General features: G+C 75.0%; 4 protein-coding genes and 1 pseudogene. 1 reads left to right on the forward strand and 4 read right to left on the reverse strand.

Going from position 1 to position 21,165, the window contains the following annotated elements:
- Positions 1–12 precede the first annotated feature (12 nt).
- The gene (locus ABD981_RS00785; RefSeq protein ID WP_123954171.1) at positions 13–9,339 is read right to left on the reverse strand and encodes a non-ribosomal peptide synthetase; all 9,327 of its coding nucleotides are present in this window, start codon (positions 9,337–9,339) and stop codon (positions 13–15) included.
- Between the two features lie 206 nt (positions 9,340–9,545).
- On the opposite strand from ABD981_RS00785, the pseudogene ABD981_RS00790 reads away from it, so the two are divergent.
- Positions 9,546–16,580: pseudogene (locus tag ABD981_RS00790) on the forward strand (amino acid adenylation domain-containing protein); the annotation flags it as partial.
- 290 nt (positions 16,581–16,870) lie between these two features.
- On the opposite strand, the gene ABD981_RS00795 reads toward ABD981_RS00790, so the two are convergent.
- Genes ABD981_RS00795 through ABD981_RS00805 form a run of 3 tightly spaced genes read right to left on the reverse strand, consistent with a single transcriptional unit; the run spans position 16,871 to position 20,991 of the window.
- A complete protein-coding gene (locus ABD981_RS00795) occupies positions 16,871–17,149 on the reverse strand; it encodes a phosphopantetheine-binding protein (protein WP_046905990.1) in 279 nt (92 codons plus the stop codon).
- 23 nt (positions 17,150–17,172) lie between these two features.
- The gene (locus tag ABD981_RS00800; RefSeq protein WP_046905991.1) at positions 17,173–18,354 is read right to left on the reverse strand and encodes a cytochrome P450; all 1,182 of its coding nucleotides are present in this window, start codon (positions 18,352–18,354) and stop codon (positions 17,173–17,175) included.
- A gap of 6 nt (positions 18,355–18,360) precedes the next feature.
- Positions 18,361–20,991: an AMP-binding protein gene (locus ABD981_RS00805; RefSeq protein ID WP_165590893.1), complete on the reverse strand. Its 2,631-nt coding sequence runs from the start codon at positions 20,989–20,991 to the stop codon at positions 18,361–18,363.
- Positions 20,992–21,165 lie beyond the last annotated feature (174 nt).

Raw genomic sequence — 21,165 nt, forward strand, 5'->3', positions numbered from 1 at the left:
CGGGATCTACGGTCATCGGGGGTCCGGCTGGGCGCCGGAGGGTTCGGTGCGCCGGCGGAGCTTCGGCCGGCTGCGGCCGGCGGACCGGCCGAGGCGTTCGGCGAGCGCCGCCACCGTCGGGGACTCGAACAGGGCGGCCACGCTGAGGCTCGCGTCGAAGCGGGTGCGCACCCGGTTGAGCAGGCGGGTGGCGAGCAGCGAATGGCCGCCGAGGTCGAAGAAGTTGTCGTGCACGCCGACCCGTTCGGTCTTCAGGACCTCGGCGAACATCGCGCACAGCGCGGTCTCCCGCTCGTCCCGCGGCGCCACGTACTCCATGGCGGACGTGCCCGGGCCGGGGGCCGGCAGCGCCTTCCGGTCGACCTTGCCGTTGCCGGTCAGCGGCAGCCGGTCCAGCGTGACGAACACGCTCGGCACCATGTAGTCCGGCAGCGTCCGGGCGGCGTGCTCCCGGACGGCGGCCACGTCCACGTCCGCCGGCACGAGATAGCCGACCAGCCGCTCGCCGTCCCCGGTCACCGTCGCGTGGGCCACGTCCGGGTGGCCGGTCAGGGCCGCCTCGACCTCGGCCGGTTCGATCCGGAACCCGCGGACCTTCAGCTGCGCGTCGACCCGGCCCTCGAACTCCAGCACCCCGTCGGTCCGGTAGCGGGCGAGGTCGCCGGTGCGGTACATCCGCCCGCCGGCCGGGCCGTACGGGTCGGCGACGAAGCGGGCCGCGGTCACGTCCGGCTGGTGCGCGTAGCCGCGGGCCAGGCCGGTCCCGGTCACGTACACCTCTCCGGGCACCCCGGGGGCCACCGGCCGCAGCCGCTCGTCGAGCAGGTACAGCCGGGTGTGGTCCATCGCCCGGCCGATCGGCACCGTACGCGCGGGCACCGTGGCGATCGGGTACCAGGAGGAGATGACGGTGGTCTCCGTGGTGCCCCAGGCGGCGGCGACCGCGGTGTCCGGAGCGTCGGCCACCAGATCCGCGACCGAGGCGGGCGACACCACGTCGCCGGCCATCCACACGAGGTCCAGCGCGGCCAGCGCCGGCCGGGCCTCCGCCGCCATCAGGTTGAACAGCGCGGAGGTGAAGACCGCGGTGGTGGCCTTGCCCTCGACGATGGTGCGGGCCAGCACCTCGGTGTCCAGGTCTCCCTCGGGAGCGATCACCACCCGTCCGCCGGTCAGCAGCGGCAGCCAGATCTCGTACGTGGACGGGTCGAACGAGGTCGGCGAGTGCATCAGCGCGTCCGCCGGCCGCAGTTCCGCCCAGGCGCGGTCGGTGACGAACTCGGCGACGCTGCGGTGCGAGACGCCGACCGCCTTGGGCGTGCCCGTCGAGCCGCTGGTGAACATCGTGTACGCGGTGAGCTCGGGGTGGGTGGTGACGGCGGGTCCGTGCTCCTCGGCGCCCGGGGAGGGCGCCACGACCGTGACCCCGGTCAGCGCGGTGGGCGTGTCGGTGACGAGCAGCGACGCCCGCATGTGGTCGACCATCCGCTGCTGCCGGGCGAGCGGCGCGGACGCGGGCAGCGGCAGGTAGCCGCCGCCGGCCTTGACGACCGCGAGGACGGTCACGAGGTAGTCGATGCCGCGCGGCTGACGCACCGCCACCGGGTCGTCGGGCGCGCAGCCCGCCGCGACCAGGGCGTGCGCCAGGTGGTTGGCGCGCCGGTCCAGGTCCCGGTAGCTGATCGACCGGTCGCCCTCGACCGCGGCGACCGCGTCCGGGGTGGCGGCGGCCTGCCGGGCGAAGAGCACGGCGAGGTCCTCGTCGACGACCGGCCGCCCGGTGTCCGCCCGGTCCGACAGCGCGGCCCGGCGTTCGGCGTCGGAGAGCAGGTCGATCCGCCCGATCGGCAGGTCCGGATCGGCGACGGCCGCGCTCAGGACCCGTGTCAGCCGGTCCATCAGAGCGGTCACGGTCTCCCGGTCGAACAGATCGGTGCGGTAGCGCACCTCGCCGGTGATGCCCTCGGGCGCCCGGCCCTCCCCGTGCCGCTCGGCGAAGCTCAGGCTGAGGTCGAAGTCGACCGGGCCGACCCGGATCGCGTCGAGCGCGCCCCCGGTCGGCGCCGGCGACACCTCGACGCCCGGCAGGGCGAAGGAGGCCTCGGCGTTGTTCTGCAGGACCAGCATGGTCTGGAAGAGCGGGTGCCGGCTCAGCGTGCGGGCCGGGTTGAGCGCCGTGACGATCCGGTCGAACGGCAGCTCCTGGTGGGCGTAGGCCGCCAGGTCCAGCTCCCGCACCCGGGTCAGCAGTTCGCGGAAGCTCGGGTCCCCGCCGGTGTCGGTGCGCAGCACCAGGCTGTTCACGAAGCAGCCGACCAGCTGGTCGAGGCTGTCGTCGCTGCGGCCGGCGACCGCGGTGCCGATCGGGATGTCGGTGCCCGCCCCGAGCCGGGTGTAGAGCGTCGCGAGCGCGGCGTGCAGCACCATGAACAGCGTGGTGTGGGTGCGCCGGGCCAGAGCCAGCAGTCCGGCGTGCAGCGGTGCGGGCAGCGTGACCGGGAGCAGGGCGCCCCGCAGGTCCGAGGAGTCCGGCCGGGGCCGGTCGTAGGGGAGGGCCAGCTCCTGCGGGAGCGCGGCGAGCCGCTCGGACCAGTACCCGGAGAGGCGTTCGCCGTCCGGTCCTTCGAGCAGGGACCGCTGCCACAGGGTGTAGTCGGCGTACTGGACCGGCAGCGGGCGCCAGACCGGCGCGTCGCCGCGGACCCGGGCGGCGTAGGCCTGGGCGAGGTCGTGCGTCAGCGGGGCCTGGGACCAGCCGTCGCCGGCGATGTGGTGCAGGAGCAGCAGCAGGGTGTGCCGGTCCGGGCCGGTGGTGAACAGGTGCAGCCGCAGCGGCAGTTCGGTGGTCAGGTCGAAACGGTGGCCGGCCGCGGCCGCCAGCTCGCGGTCCAGGTCGGCCGGGTCCACCCGGAGCGCCCGCAGCACCTCGTCGGGGTCGGCCTCCTTCAGGATCTCCTGGCCGGGCGCCCCGTCGACCTCCGGGAAGCGGGTCCGCAGGGTCTCGTGCCGGTCCAGCAGGTCGCCCACGGCGGCGCGCAGCGCCCCGGTGTCCAGGGCCCCGTCCAGGCGCAGCACCAGCGGCCAGCCGAGCCCGTTCCACCGGGACAGGAACCACAGCCGCTCCTGGGCGTAGGACAGGGGCAGCGGGCTGGGCCGTTCGGCCGGCACCAGGGCGCCGCGGGTCCGGCCCGACGCGTCGCCGGAGGCGATGCGCGCGGCGAGCGCCGCCGCCGTCGGCGCCTCGAACAGGTCCGCGACGCCCAGGTCCGCGCCCAGGTGCGTGCGGACCCGGTTGACCAGCCGGGTGGCGAGGAGCGAGTGGCCGCCGAGGTCGAAGAAGTTGTCGTGGGCGCCGACCCGGGACCTGCCGAGCAGCTCGCCCATGAGCTCGACGAGGATCTCCTCGGTCGGGGTGCGCGGGGCCGTGTACCCGGAGCCGGTCTCGAACGCGGGCTCCGGCAGGGCCCGCCGGTCGACCTTGCCGTTGCCGGTCAGCGGCAGCCGGTCGAGGACGACGAAGGCGCTCGGCACCATGTAGTCGGGCAGCGCGGCGGCGACGTGGTCCCGTACGGCGGCGAGGTCCGGGGCCGCGTCCTCGGGGACGAGATAGGCGACGAGCCGGCGTTCGCCCCCGTGGTCCTCGTGGGCGGTGACGAAGGCCTGCCCGATCTCCGCGAGCGCGGTCAGCGAGGACTCGACCTCGGCGGGTTCGACCCGGAAGCCGCGGATCTTCACCTGGGCGTCGGCCCGCCCGACGAAGTCGAGGGTGCCGTCGGCACGCCACCGGGTGATGTCGCCGGTGCGGTACATCCGGCCGCCGGCCGGGCCCCACGGGTCGGCGGTGAACCGCTCGGCGGTCAGGTCGGGCCGGCCTGCGTATCCGCGCGACACCCCCGAGCCGGCGATGTAGAGCTCGCCGGGGACCCCGGCCGGCACCGGCTGGAGCCGCTCGTCGAGCACGTACAGCCGGGTGTTGTCCATCGGGGCGCCGATCGGCACCCGGCCGGGCACGTCCTGGCCTGCGGACATCGAGAACCGGGAGGAGCAGGTGGTGGTCTCGGTCGGGCCGTACAGGGCCCGGACCGTGAGGCCGGGGTGCCGGTCCAGCAGCCGCGCGACCGCCGCGGGCGGCACCACGTCGCCGCCGGTCAGGATCTCCCGGACGCCCGCGAAGCACTCCGGGTCCTCGGCGAGTGCCGCGAACAGGCCGGAGGTGAGCCAGACCCGGTCCACGCCGGACTCGGCCACCGCGCGGGCCAGACCGGCGTCGTCGAGGACGCCGTCGGGCGCCACGACGACCGTGCCGCCGGTCAGCAGCGGGGTCCAGATCTCGTGCACCGACGCGTCGAAGCCCGTGGCGGAGTGCATCAGCACCGTGCCGCCGGCCCGCCAGAGCCGGTCGCGGACGAACCCGGCCGCGTTGCGGTGCGTCAGGACCACGGCCTTCGGCACCCCGGTCGAGCCGCTGGTGAACATCACGTACGCGGCCTGGTCCGGGTGCGGGTCGGCGCGGGGCGGCTCGGCCGCCTCGCCCTCCTCGGGCGCCAGCACGGTCAGGCCCGTCAGCTCGTGCGGCCGGTCGGTCACGAGCAGGGCGGCGCCGGCCCGTTCGGCCATCGCGCGCATCCGGTCGGCGGGCACCGTCGAGGGCAGCGGCAGGTACGCGGACCCGGCCTTGAGCACCGCGAGCATCGACACGATCAGCTCGGCCGAACGCTCCTGCAGCAGCGCCACCGGCCGGTCCGGGAGCGCCCCGGCCGCGACCAGCCGGTGGGCCAGGTGGTTGGCCCGCCGGTCGAGCTCGGCGTACGTGAGGACGACCGGTCCGGCGACCGCCACCGCGTCCGGGGCCGCCGCGACGTGCTCGGCGAACAGCCCCGGCAGCGAGGCCTCGGGCAGCGCGCGCCCGGTGTCGTTCCAGGAGCGCAGGATGGTGTCGCGCTCGTCCTCGGCGAGCACGTCGAGCCCGCCGAGCCGGGCGTCGGGGTCGGCCGTGACGGCCCGCAGGACGCGGACGAACCGGTCGGCCAGGGCCTGCACGGTGTCCCGGTCGAAGAGCCCGGTGCGGTAGACGATCTCGCCGACGATGCCGTCGGCGGCGCCGTCCCGCCCGTACGCCTCGGTGAGGTTCACGAAGAGGTCGAGCTGGGCGGCGGACGGCGTCGACCGGACCACCTCGACGTCCAGGCCGGCCAGGGCGAAGTCGGCGTCCGCGTTGTTCTGCAGCACCAGCGTGGTCTGGAACAGCGGGTGGCGGCTCAGCGCGCGGGCCGGGTTGAGCGCCTCGACCAGCCGGTCGAAGGGCAGCTCCTGGTGGCTGAGCGCGGCCACGTCCTCGGTCCTGGTGCGCTCCAGGAGCTCGCGGAAGGTCGGGTCGCCCGAGGTGTCGGTGCGCAGCACCAGGTTGTTGACGAAGAAGCCGACCAGCTCTTCCAGCTGGTCGTCGCCGCGCCCCGCGACCACGGTGCCGACGGGGATGTCGGTGCCCGCGCCGAGCCGCGTGTAGAGCGCGGCCAGGGCGGCGTGCAGCACCATGAAGAGCGTGGTCCGGCTCTGCTGGGCCAGGCCGAGCAGGGCGGCGTGCAGCGGGGCCGGTATCCGCAGGGGGAGCAGCTCGCCGGCGTGGTCGGCGCCGCTCGGGCGGGGCCGGTCGTAGGGCAGGGCCAGTTCCTCCGGGAGGTCCGCCAGGCGGTCCCGCCAGAATCCCGTCAGCTGCTCCTGGTACGCCGTGCTGAGCAGGTCGCGCTGCCACAGCGCGTAGTCGGCGTACTGGACGGGCAGCGGCCGCCACTCCGGTGCGGCGCCGGTGACCCGGGCCGCGTACGCGGTGGCCAGGTCCCGGGCCAGCGGCTGCATCGACCAGCCGTCGCCGGCGATGTGGTGCAGCACGAGGACCAGCACGTGCCGGTCCGGGGCGGTGCGCAGCAGCCACACCCGGACGGGCACCTCGGCGGTGATGTCGAAGGGCTGCCGGCACGCGGTCCGCACGGCCTCGTCGAGCTCCGGCTCGGGCACGTCGAGCACCCGGACCAGGTCTCCCGCCGGCACCTGGGACAGGATGCGCTGGTACGGCTGTCCGTCCTGCTCCTCGAAGACGGTGCGCAGCGACTCGTGCCGCGCCGTCAGGTCCTCGACCGAGGCGGCCAGCGCGGCCCGGTCGACGGGGCCGGTCAGGCGCAGCACCACGGGCAGGTTGTAGGTCCAGCCGAGCGGATCCATCCGGTTCACGAACCACAGGCGCTGCTGCGCCCAGGACAGCGGGACGCGGTCCGGCCGCGGGGCCGCGACCAGGGCGGGCGCCTCCTGCCCGGCGGTCTCGGCGAGGGTGGCCGCGAGACCGGCGACGGTGGGCGTGGCGAACAGCGCGTCGAGCCCGAGCCGGACGCCGAAGGCGCCCCGGATCCGGTTGAGCAGGCGGGCGGCGAGCAGCGAGTGGCCGCCGAGCTCGAAGAAGTCGTCGTCGATGCTGACCCAGGCCCGGTCCAGGAGTTCGGCGGCGAGCTCGCAGAGCAGCCTCTCCCGCGCGTCACGGGGGGCCCGGCCGGACACGTCGCCGCGGAAGTCGGGCTCGGGCAGCGCCTGCCGGTCCAGCTTGCCGCTCGCCGTCAGGGGCAGGGCGTCGAGCACCACGAAGGCGGCGGGCACCAGGTAGGAGGGCAGCCGCTCCTTGGCCCAGTCGCGCAGCGCCGCGACGAGCAGCCCGCGACGACGGGTGGCGATGGGGTCGTTGGTGAAGCCTGCGGTGCCCGCGGTGCCGATGGCGTCGGTGGTGCCCGTAGTGCCCGCGGGGCCGGCGGAGCCCGTCGTTCCCGCGGGACCGCCGGGCAGGTACACCCCGTCCAGCGCCTCGCCCGCGCCGGCGGCCGGGAAGAGGACGTCGAGCAGGTCCGGGCCGTCCGCGGACCAGGTGACCACGGCGGATCGCCCGTGCGCGGCGGCGAGGGAGTGCCAGTACTCCGGGTCGATCCGGTCGTCCGGCCCGTCCAGCGCGGCGCGCGTGGTCTCCACCGGCGCGCCCGCCCGGACCGCCCGTGCCGCGGCGACCTCACCGGCGACCCGGGCGTTGCGCACCCCGGTGAGCCGCAGCGCGGTGCCGTCGGCCAGCCGGGCGGCCAGCTCCTCGGGGCCCCGCACCTCGGCCCCCCAGCCCAGCGCCGGGGCCGCCGACAGGTCCTGGGCGGCGGTGCCGTCCTTGTGCAGCACCACGTCGTAGCGGTGCTTGGTCAGCTCGTTGTGGTCGGCGCCGCGCTTGAGCCGCACGTCGACCGCGCCCGCGCCGACGGTGCCGAAGAGGCCCGGGTCGATCAGGAGCTCCTTCTCCAGGAGCACGGCCTGCTCGACCTCGCGGCGCAGCACCGCGGGGTCCGGGTCGTGGTCGAGCTGCGCGAGCCGGACGCCGGTCCACATGCTGTCGACGAGCGGCAGGCAGCGCACGTCGCCCACGAGCAGGCGGCCGCCCGGAGCGAGCAGGTCGAGCAGCTTGGTGAGCACGTCCCGCAGGTACCGCTCGTCGGGGAAGTACTGCACGACCGAGTTGATGACGATCGTGTCGAAGTGGCCGCGGGGCAGGCCGTCGGTGACGTCGGCCGCCTGGTGGCGCAGGGTGACCTTGCCGGCGGTGTCCGGCTCGCCGGCGAGCCGGTCGCGCAGACCCTCGATCGCGGACGCCGAGTAGTCGGTGCCCCAGTACTCGTCGACCCCGCCGACCAGCGGCGTGAGGATCAGGCCGGATCCGACGCCGACCTCCAGGACGCGCTTCGGCGCGAAGCCGCGGACGCGGGTGACGATCGCCTCCCGCCAGCGGGCCATCTCCTCGACGGGGATCCCCTCGCCGGTGTACGTGGAGTTCCAGCCCGAGAAGTCGGCGCCGAACGCGGAGCGGTCGGACTCGTCGTAGAAGGTCTCGTAGATCTGCTGCCACTCGTCGACGTGCCGCTCGGCGTTGCCGTCCTCGGTCTCCGGCGCCGGTGCCGCGACCAGATAGGCGGCGAGGCGCTTCTCGCCGAGCCGGTCCTCGTGCACCAGCACCCGGGCCTGCTCCACCGCCGGGTGCCCGGCGAGGGCCGACTCGATCTCGCCCGGCTCGATCCGCAGGCCGCGGATCTTGACCTGGTCGTCGGCCCGGCCGCAGTAGGCGAGCTGACCGTCGGGCAGCCGCCGCACCAGGTCGCCGGTGCGGTACATCCGGGTGCCGGGCTCCCCGAAGGGGTCGGCGACGTAGCGCTCGGAGGTGAGCCCGGCGCGGTCCACGTACCCGCGGGTCACGCCCTCGCCGCCGCTGTACAGCTCGCCGATCTCGCCGGGGGGCGTCGGGCGCAGCGCGTCGTCCAGGACGTACAGGCGGGTGGCGCCGGACCGGGAGCCGATCGGCGGGGCGTCCGGCCCGGGTTCGAGCGGGGCGGAGAGGGTGACGGCGATGGTGGTCTCGGTGGGCCCGTAGCCGTTGACCATCCGGCGGCCGGGGGCCCAGGCCTCCACCAGCCGGGCGCCGCACGCCTCGCCGCCGACCATCAGGGAGCGCAGCTCCGGCAGCTCGGCCGGCGGCACGGTCGCCAGCACCGACGGCGGGACGAACGCGTGGGTGATCCGGTGCTCCGCCAGGAACGCGGCCAGGTCCTCGCCGGCCAGCGGGTCGGGGGGCGAGACGACCAGGGTGCCGCCCGGCGCGAAGGCCAGCAGCACCTCGATGATCATCGCGTCGAAGCTGGGCGAGGCGAGCTGGGACACCACCGCGTCGGGGCCCGACGCCATCCGCTCCACCAGGTCGGCCGCGAACGGCGGCAGCCCGCGGTGCGGGACCGCGACGCCCTTGGGCCGGCCGGTCGAGCCGGACGTGTAGATGACGTAGGCCAGCGACAGCGGACGGTCCACCGGGTCCGGGGCGGTCACCGGCGCGGCCGCCGCCTCGGCCAGGAGCTCCGACAGCGGCACCTGGACGGTGCCCGGGGTGTCGGGCAGCCCGTGCCGCGCCGCCTCGGTGGTCAGCAGGAGGCGGGGCGCGCTGTCGGCGCACATGAACGCGATCCGCTCGGCCGGGTGGTGGACGTCGACCGGCAGGAACGCGCCGCCGGCCTTCCCGACCGCGAGCATGGCGACGATCAGCTCGGCCGAGCGGGGCAGCGCGAGCGCCACCACGTCCTCGGCGCCGATGCCGCGGGCCCGCAGCGCGTGGGCCAGCTGGTTGGCCCGGGCGTCCAGGTCGGCGTACCGCAGCTCGTCCGGGCCGCAGCGCAGCGCCGGCGCGTCACCGCGGTCCGCCGCGTGCCGGGCCACGAGGCCGTGCAAGGACTCGTGCGGGTCGATATCGGCCGAGGGCAGGCGCTCCGGCGAAAACGGCATCGCGGCTCTCCATGATCGATGTGTGCCGGTGGTCCCAGGCGGGCTGGCTCATGATGGGCGGACGCCGAGAAGGCCGACAACCCCTATCCGGGGCCGCGAAAACCCCTGTGGACAGGGGCTTTTGGGAGTCGTCGGCCGTCCGTCCGACGGAACCGTCCTATCGTGCGGCCGACGACCGTCGATGCCTCACAGGCGCAGGAGGATCCGTGTTCCCGTTGTCTTTCGCGCAGCAACGCCTCTGGTTCCTCAACCGCTTGGACACGGGCGCCTGGACCTACAACCTGCCGCTCGCGCTGCGGCTGGAGGGACCGCTCGACACCGAGGCCCTGCACGCGGCCCTGGGCGACCTGGTGGCCCGCCACGAAAGCCTGCGCACCGTCTTCCCCGAGGTCGACGGCGAGCCGCGCCAGCGGGTGCGCGCGACCGTGGACCTCGCCGAGTTCGTCACCGGACTCGACGTCACCGCCGACGAACTGCCCGCCACACTCGACCGGCTGGCCCGGCACGCCTTCGACCTGACCACCGACCTGCCGCTGAAGGTGTGGCTGCTGCGGACCGGCGAGCAGGACCACACGCTGTACGTGGTGCTCCACCACATCGTCGGCGACGGCTGGTCGACGGCGCTGCTCGGCCGCGACCTGGGCACCGCCTACGCGGCCCGCCGGGCCGGGGCACCGCCGGGCTGGGAGCCGCTGCCCGTCCAGTACGCCGACTACGCGCTGTGGCAGCGGGAGCTCCTCGAAGGACCGGACGGCGCGGACCTCCTCGACCACTGGACCGGGCGGCTCGCCGACCTGCCGGACGAGCTGCCGCTGCCCTGGGACCGGCCCCGCCCGGAGGTCTCCGGCGACGACGGCGGCGAGGTGCTGCTGGACCTCCCGGCGGAGCTGCACGGCCGCCTGCTGCGGCTCGCGCGCGACGCCGACGCCTCGCTGTTCATGGTCGTCCACGCGGCCCTCGCGGCCCTGCTCACCCGGCTCGGCGCCGGCACCGACATCCCCCTCGGCACGATGGACGCGGGCCGCTCCGAGGAGGACCTGGAGGACCTCATCGGGTTCTTCGTCAACACCCTGGTGCTCCGCCTGGACACCTCCGGGGACCCGACCTTCCGGCAGCTGCTGGCCCGTGCCCGGGAGACCGACCTGGCCGCCCTCGCCCACCCCGAGCTGCCCTTCGACCGGCTCGTCGAGGCGCTCAACCCGAGCCGCGCGCTCAACCGGCACCCGCTCTTCCAGGTCGCCCTGGTGCTGCAGAACAACGCCGCCGCGCAGTACGCCCTGGACGGCCTGACCGTGACGGAGCTGCGGAACCGGACCATCGCCGCCCACTTCGACCTGTCCGTCAGCTTCACCGACCGCCACGCCCCCGACGGCACGCCGCTCGGCCTGTCCGCGCAGCTCGTCCACCGCACCGAACTCTTCGACCGGGAGACGGTCACGGCCCTCGCGCACCGCCTGGCGCGGCTGCTCGAAGCGGTGGTGGACGACCCCGACCGGGCCCTCGGCGACCTCGACCTGCTGGACGCCCGCGAACGCGACACCCTGCTGCACGAGTGGAACGGCGAGCCCCGGCCCGAACAGCCCGTCGGACTGGCGCGGGCGTTCGCCCGGCAGGCCGGGCTGACCCCCGCCGCGCCCGCCGTCTCCGACCGGGACGGCACGCTGAGCTACGCCGAACTGGACCGGCGCAGCGACCTGCTGGCCGGCCGGCTGGCCCGGCTCGGCGTGGTGGCCGAGACGCGGGTCGCGATCCTTCAGCAGCGCTCCGCCGACCTGATCGTGGCGATGCTCGCGGTGCTCAAGGCCGGCGGCTGCTTCGTACCGCTGCCGCTGACCGCGCCCACCGAGCGGATGCGCGACATGCTGGAGCAGTCCGGCGTGGCGCTCCTGCTCGTCGACGACGCGCTACGCGAACACGAGCTGGCGACCGGCGCCGGGGTGAAGAGCCTGACGGTGACCGGCTTCTCGCCCACGGCGGCCGACCGCGCCGCCGTGCCGTCCGGCGACGCGCATCCCGAGCAGGCCGCGTACATCATGTACACCTCGGGCTCGACCGGCGCGCCCAAGGGCGTCGTCACCACCCAGCGCGGCGTGCTCGCCTTCGCCCGGGACCGGTGCTGGCACGACGAGCGCCCGCGCCGCGCGCTGCTGCACTCACCGCACGCCTTCGACGCCTCGACCTGCGAGATCTGGGTGCCGCTGCTCTCCGGCGGCGAGGTCGTCGTGGCACCCGTTGGCGATGTCGACGGCGCCGTCGTCCGGGCCGCCGGCCTCACCGACGTCCTGCTGGTCTCCGGCCTCTTCCAGGTCATCGCGGAGGAGGACCCGGACTGCTTCGCCGGACTGCGCGAGGTGATGACCGGCGGCGACGTGATCAGCTCCGCAGCCGTCCGCGCGGTCCTGCGCCGCCACCCCGACCTCCGGGTCCGGGCCACCTACGGGCCCACCGAACTCACCATGTGCTCCGTGCAGATGCCCCTGCACGACCCGGACACGGTGCCGGACAGCGTGCCGATGGGCCGGCCGATGGACAACACCGCCGTCTACGTCCTCGACGACCGGCTGCGGCCGGTGCCCGCCGGCGTGATCGGCGAGCTGTACGCGGCCGGCGCCGGTCTGGCGCGCGGGTACGACGGCCGCGCCGGGCTCAGCGCCGAACGCTTCGTCGCCGACCCCTTCGGCGCCCCCGGCACCCGCATGTACCGCACCGGCGACCTCGCCCGGTGGCGCTCCGACGGGACCCTGGAGTTCGCCGGCCGGGTCGACACCCAGGTGAAGATCCGCGGCTTCCGGGTCGAACCCGGAGAGGTGGAGAGCGTGCTGGTCCGCCACCCGCACGTGGCCCAGGCCCATGTGCACGCCCGCGAGGACCGGCCGGGCGACAAGCGCCTCGTCGGATACCTGGTCCCCGCCGTGCCCTCGCCCGACCTCGCCGGGATCCGCGCCGCCGCGGCCTCGGTGCTGCCGCCGTACATGGTCCCCGCCGCCCTGGTCACGCTCGACCAGCTCCCGCTCACCCCGAACGGCAAGATCGACCGGCGGCTGCTGCCCGAACCCGAGAAGGCCGCCGCCGACGCCGACCACGTGGCCCCCCGCGACGACCGGGAACGCGCCCTGTGCGCCCTGTTCGCCGAGGTGCTCCAGGTACCGCGGGTCGGCGTGCACGACGGCTTCTTCGCGCTCGGCGGCCACTCCCTGCTCGCGATCCGCCTGGTCAACCGGATCCGCACCACGCTCGGGGCGGACCTCGGCGTCGCGGCCCTGTTCCAGGCGCCCACCGTCGCCGAACTCGCCGGCCGGCTCGCCGAACCGGGCGGCACCGCGCGGATCCCCGCCGTCGCCCGGACCGACGCCATGCCGCTCTCGTACCAGCAGGAAGGGCTCTGGTTCCTGCACCAGCTCGACCCCGCCTCCCCGGTCTACAACGTGCCGCTCGCGCTGCGCCTGCGCGGCCCGCTCGACCCGGACCGCCTCTCCCGCGCCCTGGGCACGCTGGTCGGCCGGCACGAGAGCCTGCGCACCCGGTTCGTCACGGTGGACGGCGTCCCCGTCCAGGTCGCCGACCCCGCACCGGAGTCCTGGCCGCTCCCGGTGACCGCCGTCCACCCGGACGCCGTCCCCGAGGCGCTCGCCGAGGCCGCCACCCGCCCGTTCGACCTGGCCGCCGACCGACTGCTGCGCACGGAGCTGCTGCGGCTCGGCCCGGCCGAGCACGTCCTGGTGCTGTGCACCCACCACGTCATCGCCGACGGATGGTCGGCCGGCGTCCTGCTCGACGAACTGGCCGCCCTGTACACCGACCCCGACCGGACCCTGCCCGCCCTGGACATCCAGCCGGCCGACCACGCGGTCTGGCAGCGCGCCCGGCTCGCCGAGGACGCGCTGGACAAGCAGCTCGGCTACTGGCGCGAACAGCTCCACGCGCTGCCCCGGCTGGACTTCCCGACCGACCGCCCGCGCGGCACCGGCGCCGGACACCCCGGGGCCACCGCCGAACTGCACCTCCACGACGGCCTCGGCGCCTCGCTGCGCCGGCTCGCCGACACCGAACGCGGCTCCCTCCTCTCCGTGCTGACGGCCGGCTTCCTGGTCGTGCTCTCCCGGCACACCGGGCAGGACGACATCGGCATCGGCACGGTCCTCTACGGCCGCAACCGCCCCGAACTCGAACCGCTGGTCGGCTACTTCGCCAACACCGTCGTGCTGCGCGCCGACGTCGCCGGGAACCCGGCCTTCCGGGAACTCGTGCACCGCTGCGAACTGGCCGTGCGCGGCGCCACCGAACACCAGGACCTCCCCTTCACCACCCTGGTCGAAGAGCTGCGGCCGGCCCGCGAACCGGGCCGCAACCCGCTCTTCCAGATCAGCCTCACCCTGCACGCCGACGAACGCGCCGCGGCCGGCCCGGCCTTCGGCCCGGTCACCGTCGAACCGCTGCCGGTGGCCGGCCGGGTCGCCCGCTTCGACCTGGCCCTGCACGCCACCGTCACCGCCGACGGCGGGCTGCGCCTGCAGGCCGAGTACGCCACCGACCTCCTCGACGCCGACCGCGTCACCCGGCTCCTGGAACACCTGGGCAGGGTCCTGACCCGGGCGGCGGCGGAACCGGACGCCACCGTCGCCGCCTTCGTCCTGCCCGGCCCCGAGGAGGCGGCGCTGCTGCGCGGCTGGAGCGCGGCCCGCCGCGAGGTGCCGGCCGACGCCTCGCTCTGGGACCTCTTCGCCGAGCAGGTCCGGCTGCGCCCCGACACCGTGGCGGTCGTCGCCGGCGACACGCGCACGACCTACCGCGAACTGGCCCGGCGGGCCGAACGGCTGGCCGCCCGGCTGGCCGCCAGAGGAGTCGGCCGCGGAAGCCTGGTCGGCCTCTGCGCCCACCGCGACACCGACCTCGTCGTCGGGATCCTCGGCATCCTGCGGGCCGGGGCCGCGTACGTACCGCTGGACCCCGACCACCCGGCCCAGCGGCGGTCGTACATGGCCGACGACGCCGGCCTGTCGGTGGTCGTCACCCAGCGCGGACTCGACGTCCCCGGGACCGCGCTGCTCCTGGACGAGGACACCGACGGGGACCTCCCGGTGCCGGACGCGACCGCGACCGCCGCCGACCTCGCCTACCTGATCTACACGTCCGGCTCGACCGGCGCGCCCAAGGCCGTCACCGTCCCGCACGGCCAGGTCGTCCGGCTGCTGCGGGCCACCCAGGACTGGTACCGGTTCGACGAGCGGGACGTGTGGACCCTGTTCCACTCCTTCGCCTTCGACTTCTCCGTCTGGGAACTCTGGGGCGCCCTCGCCCACGGCGGCCGGCTGGTCGTCGTACCGCACTGGCAGACCCGCTCGCCCGAGGACTTCCAGCGGCTGCTGGCCCGGGAGGAGGTCACGGTGCTCAACCAGACCCCGGCCGCCTTCCGCCAGCTCGTCGCGGCCCACGAGGAACGCCCGGAGGAACTCTCCCTGCGTTACGTGATCTTCGGCGGCGACGCGCTGGACGGCGACTCGGTGCGCCGCTGGTTCGACCGGCACGGCGAGGACCACCCGCGCCTGGTCAACATGTACGGCATCACCGAGACCACGGTCCACGTCACCTACTGCCCGCTGACCCGGGAGCTCCTGCGGGACAACGCCAGCCCCATCGGCGAGCCCATCCCCGACCTGTCGCTGTGGGTCGTCGACAGGACCGGGCAGCCCGCCCCCATCGGCGTCCCCGGCGAACTCCTCGTCGGCGGCGCCGGCCTGTCCTGGGGCTACCTCAACCGGCCCGACCTGAGCGCCCGGCGGTTCGTCGCCGACCGGCTCGGCGGCGCCCCCGGCGCCCGGCTCTACCGCTCCGGCGACCTGGCCCGGCGCCGCTCCGACGGCGGCCTGGAGTACCTGGGCCGCATCGACCACCAGGTGAAGATCCGCGGCTTCCGCATCGAACTCGGCGAGATCGAGGCCGTGCTCGCCGCCCATCCCCGGGTCGACGACGCCTGCGTGACCGTGCGCGACGACCGGCTCGTCGGGTACGTGGTGAGCAAGGACGCGGTGGAGCCCGGCGACCTCCGGGCACACCTCGCGGCCCACCTGCCCGACTACATGGTGCCCTCGGCGCTGGTCCCCGTGGAGCGCATCGCGCTGACCGGCAACGGCAAGGTGGACCGGGCCGCGCTGCCCGCGCCGGAGCCGAGCCGCGACGGCGCGTTCGTCGCCCCGCGCGACGCCACCGAACACGCGGTCGCCCGGGTCTGGTCCGCCCTGCTGGGCACCGACCGGATCGGCGTCCACGACAGCTTCTTCGACCTGGGCGGCACCTCGCTCGACCTGACCCGGCTGCGCGCCGAGCTGCGTCGGCGGCTCGGCGTCGAACTGGACATGCGTGACCTGTACTCGGCTCCGACCGTGGAGATGACCGCCATGCTGCTCGATCCGTCCCGCCGCACCCGTACCCAGCCGTCGCCGCTGGTGCCCATCAAGCCCACCGGCGGCCGGCCACCGCTCTTCCTGGTCCACGCCGTCGGCGGGTCGGTGGTGCCCTACCTGCCGCTGGCCCGCCTGATCGACCCCGACCAGCCGCTCTACGGGCTGGAGGACCCGGGGCTCGACGGCGGCCCCGTCACCGCCTCGCTGACCGATCTGGCCGCGCGGTACGTCGAGGCGATCCGCGCGGTTCAGCCGCACGGCCCCTACCACCTCGGCGGCTGGTCGCTGGGCGGCGTCGTGGCCGCGGAGATGGCGCGCCTGCTCACCGCCGCGGGCGAGACGGCCCCGCTGGTCGTCATGCTGGACACCGGGATGCCCCCGTACCTGGGAGAGGCACTGCCGGACCGCGCGGTGCTCCTCGGCGGCTTCGTCCACGACCTGGCCGGCCTGGCCGGCGTGCCGGCGCCCCGGTACGACGAGGCCGCGCTGCGGGGCCTCACGCCGGACCGTCAGGACGAGGCGCTGCTGGACCTGCTGGAGCGCGCGGCCCTCGTGCCGGAGGGCATCCGCGACGACATGCGCGAGCGGATACGGGTCTTCGAGGCCAACACCCGAGCCCTGCTGCGGCACCGCCCCGGCCCGGTCGACGGACGCCTGGTGCTGCTGTCGGCGCAGCAGCAGCCGCGCCGGCCGAAGACCCGCCCGTGGCGCGTCCTCGCCCGCGGCGGCTTCGAACTCCACACGGTCCCCGGCGACCACCACACCATGCTGCAGCAGCCCCACCTGACCGCGCTGGCGCGGAGCCTGAGCGGGGTGCTGGAGCGCCTGGTCCGACCCTGACGGGACACCGCACCGCATACCACCGCAGCCCCGGCCCGGAGAGGCCGGGGCTGCGGCGTTCCCGGACGGCGGGGGCGGGGGCACGGGGCGCGGACGCGCGGGACGGGGAGAGCGGGCCGGCGCGTGGACGCGCGGGCTTGGGGAGACCAGGGGCGCGCGCGGACGCGCGGGACGGGGAGAGCGGGCGCGCGCGGACGCGCGGAACGGCGGGAGCGGGCGTGCGCGGACGCGCGGAACGGCGGGAGCGGAACCTCCGCTCCCGCCGTCCCGTCGGTCGGGTCCGCCGGGTCCTATCGGGTCCCGTCGGACTGCCCGAGCTCGGCGAGCCGTGCGGTGAAGTCCGCCAGCACCGGGTGCTCCAGCAGCACCCGGACCCGGACCGTGATGCCGAGGCGGCGGCGCACCGCGGCCACCACCTCCATGGCGGCCAGCGACTGGCCGCCCAGGGCGAAGAAGTCGTCGTCCTCCGTGACCGGGACGCCCAGGACCTCCTGCCAGATCTCGGCGATCGCGGCCGTGCCGGCGTTGCCGGCGTTCTCGGCGTTCTCAGCGGGGGCGGCGTTCGTCACAGTCCATCAGCTCCTTGACGGGCTCACGCCGGGCTCAGCCGCACCGGCAGTCGGGTCAGTCCATGGATGAAGTTGCCCGCGCCCCACACCGGCTCGCCGGCCGGGGCGATCACCCGCACCCGGCGGATCAGCGCCGTCAGCAGCGCGGTGAGCTCCAGCCGGGCGACCCGGGCCCCGACGCAGACGTGGGGGCCCCAGCCGAACGCCAGGTGCTTGTTGGGCGTGCGGTCGGGCCGGAAGGTGTCCGGGTCGGGGAAGACGGCCGGGTCGCGGTTGGCCGAGCAGATCCAGGCGGTCACCCGGTCGCCGGGGTGCAGCACGGTGCCGGCCACCGTCACCGGGCGGGTCACCGTGCGCAGCGCGTGCAGCCCGGGGCTGGTCCAGCGCAGGATCTCCTCGACGGTGGTGGGCAGCAGCTCCGGCGCCGCGCGGAGCGCCGTCCACAGCTCCGGCCGGTCGCCGAAGACCAGCAGCGCCCCGGCCGCCGCGTACCGTACGGTCTCGCTCGCACCGGTCAGCACGCCGCTGCAGTTGAGGATCAGCTCGTCGTCGGTCAGATCGCCGTCGGCCGCGAGCAGCGCGCTGATCAGGTCGTCGCCGGGACGGGCCCGGCGCTCGGCGATCAGGTCGGCGAAGTAGCCGAAGATCTCGGCGTTGGCGTCCAGCCGGTCGATCGGGTCGGGGGAGTCCAGGCCGTCGGTGGTGAGCCTTCCGATCAGCGGCCAGTCGGCCCGGGGCAGGTTCATCATGGCGCAGATGACCTGGTTGGGGAGCCGCTGCGCCAGGTCGCCGACGGCGTCCCGGACCAGCGGCCCGCCGGCGTCCGCGGCCACCACCTCGTCCACCAGGTCGGTGACTCCGGCGACGATCCGGTCGTGCCACTGGCGCAGCGCCGCCGGGGTGAACGGGGCGCCCACCACGCGGCGGATCCGACCGTGCCGCGGCGGGTCGCTGACCACCATCATCCGGTCGGCGACCAGGTCGGCCGCCTCGCCCGACCCGCCGAGCCTGATGCCCGCGCGGGAACTGAACGTGCCCGGGTCGGACAGGACCGCCTGGACGTCGTCGTACCGGGCGGCCACCCAGAACCCGGGGCCGTCCGGCTCCGGATGCCAGGTCAGACCCGGCCGTTCGCGGACGGCCGCGAGCCGGTCGAGGAACCGGTGCCCGGCGAAGACGCCGGGGGAGAGCAGATCGATGTCCATCGCGGCTCAGCGCGCCTCGATCACGGAGAACGGCGACTCCGGGATCGTCAGGACCCGGTGCATGCCGAACCCGGCCGCCTCCAGGATCCGGGCGAAGCCGGCCCGGTCGCGCTCCCGGCCGCCGGTGAGCACCATCATGCCGAGGTCGCTCCAGTGGCTGACGTGCCGGCCGCCGTCCTCCGGCACCAGCATCTCGATCACGAGCAGCCGGCCGCCGGGCGCCAGCGCGCGGCGGCTCGACCGCAGGATCTCCACCGCCTGCTCGTCGGTCCAGTCGTGCAGGACGCTGCAGAGCAGATGGGTGTCCGCGCCGGCGGGCACCGAGACGAAGAAGTCCCCGGGCACCGCGCGGCAACCGGGGACGCCGCCGCGGAGGTTCACCTCGTCGATCACCGAGGGGCGGTCGAACAGGACGCCGCCCGCGTGCGGGGCCACCGAGAGGATCTCGCCGAGGAGGAAGCCGTCGGCGCCGCCGATGTCCAGGATGACCCGCGAGTCCGACCAGTCGACGGCCTCGGCCGCCTGCCGGTACAGGCGGCCGGTGCGCTCCCGCATCCGGCGCAGGAACGCGAGGTTCTCGCCGCGGCGGGTGTTCTTGACCCCGAAGAAGCCGTCGGCGCCCTCGTTGCCCGCGCCGCCGTTGAAGGAGGCGGTGCCGGTGCGGAAGGTGTCCGTGGCGCGCAGCCAGGCCAGCTGGCTCTCGGCGTTGACCAGGGAGGCGGAGAGGCTGTGCGGGTCGTCCCGGCGCAGCCGCGCGCCGAGCGGGGTCAGCCGGAAGCCGCCCGCCGGATCGCCGGCGAAGAACCCGGCGGTGGTGAGGGCGGCGAGCAGCCGGCCCAGGGAGTCGGGGTCGGCGTCGATCAGTTCCGCGGTCTTCGCCACGGGCTGTGCGGTCGAGAAGTCCATCACGTCGGCGACGCCGAGTTCGACGGCGATGCGCAGGGCGTGCGGCAGCACCGCGACCATGCTGTCGTCGACGAGCGTGAGGTAGTCCCGCACGATCGGGTCGGCGGCCTCGACGGGCGCGGTGTCGGCGGTCGCCGCGGAGCCGGCGGTTCTGCCGGCTCCGCCGGTTCTGCCGTCCGCGACGGCCTCCGCGACGGCCTCCTCGGCGCGTGCGGGCGGCGTGGTCGCTCCGGCGGCCGTGGTCGCCACGGCTTCGGTGGTCTCGGTGTACGTGGTCATCGTCAGCCCTTTTCCGGGGGTCGGGACGCGCAGCAGTTCGGTGACGGCTCGGTGGTCGACCTTGCCGTTGGCGTTGTGCGGGAGTTCGTCGAGGCGGCGCACCACATCGGGCACCAGATGGCCGGGGAGCCGCTCGCGCAGCTCCGTCCGGACCCGGTCCGGGTCCGCGTCTCCGGTGAAGGCCAGCGCCAGACGCTCGTACGCGCCGCTCCGGCCGGCCAGTGCCACCGCCACGCAGTCGCGCACGCCGGCGCGTCGCGCGGCGTGGCTCTCGACCTCGCCCAGCTCCACCCGGTAACCGCGGATCTTCACCTGCCGGTCGGCGCGGCCCAGGAAGTGCAGCACGCCCTCGGCGTCGCGCTCCGCGCGGTCGCCGGTGCGGTAGACCCGGGTCGGCACGCCCTCGACGTCGACCGTGACGAACACCTCGGCGGTGCGGTCCGGGTCGCGCAGGTATCCGTGGGCGAGACCCGTGCCGGCGACGCACAGTTCGCCGTCGATGAGATGGATCGCGGTGCCGGGCACCGCCCGCCCGATGGGCACGCCGTGCGGGAGGTCGCAGTCCTCCGGCCGGATGGGGTGCATGGTGGCGAAGGCGAAACTCTCCACCGGGCCGTAGCAGTTGATGACGGTCGTGTCCGGATGCGCCAGCAGCAGCGCGCGCACCGGCTCGGGCGACAGGCGTTCGCCGCCGATGAACATGAGGTCCACCCCGCGCAGGCAGTCGGGGTCCAGCCGCACCAGCAGGTTCACCACGGAGGCGACCAGGACGAGGGTGTTCACGCCGTGCCGCTCGACCAGGTCGCGCAGGGTGTCCGGCAGCAGGTGGTCCTCGTCCGGCAGCACCACGGTGCCGCCCCGGCTGAGCATGCCCCACAGTTCCAGTCCGCAGGCGTCCCACCCGACCGGGGCCAGTTGCGGCAGCACCCGCCCGGGGCCGAAGGCCGCGAGCGGGCCGCTGTCGAAGAGCCGCAGCACCGCCCGGTGCGGGGTCACCACCCCCTTGGGGGCGCCCGTGCTGCCGGAGGTGAAGAAGACGCAGGCCGGGGCGTCCGGCCCGAGGTCCGCCGGGACGGCGGGGGACCCGGGCGAGGGAACGGCCGGCGGCGCCCAGCACGGGGCGCCGGCGAGCGGCGTGTCCGTGACGAACAGCTCCGCCCGCAGCAGGCGCAGCAGTTCCCGTACCCGCTCGTCCGGCCACTTCACGTCGATCGGGCAGTACGCCGCGCCCGTCTTGAGCACGGCCAGCAGGACGGTCACCATCCGGGCCGAGCGGGCGATGCGCACCGGCACCAGGCTCCCCGGCCCCACTCCCGCCTCGGCCAGCGCCGCGGCGTACGAATCGGCCGTGGAAACCAGTTCGGAATAGGTGACCGGGCCGTTTTCGTCAATCAGCGCAATATGGTCGCCATATTCCGCCGCGCGCTCGTCGAGTGCCTGATGAATCAGCACGTACCGCTCCTTGTCCGCAGCTTCGATCGGTCGCATACTCACCTGTCACCATGGTGTGCGCAACCCCTATGCACCCCATAGGGGTTGCTTCGAAACCCAAGTGCGAGAAGGCGGGTTCCGCACTGTTCGGCGGCTGGCGGCACGGTTCGTTGACATTCTCCGACGCCCGTCCTT

Source organism: Streptomyces showdoensis, from assembly GCF_039535475.1.
Taxonomy (GTDB): Bacteria; Actinomycetota; Actinomycetes; order Streptomycetales; family Streptomycetaceae; genus Streptomyces; species Streptomyces showdoensis.

Excerpts from the sequence above, each read along its gene's own strand:
- ABD981_RS00785 (WP_123954171.1), bottom strand. The coding sequence starts at position 9,339 with ATGCCGTTTTCGCCGGAGCGCCTGCCCTCGGCCGATATCGACCCGCAC.
- ABD981_RS00800 (WP_046905991.1), bottom strand. The coding sequence starts at position 18,354 with ATGGACATCGATCTGCTCTCCCCCGGCGTCTTCGCCGGGCACCGGTTC.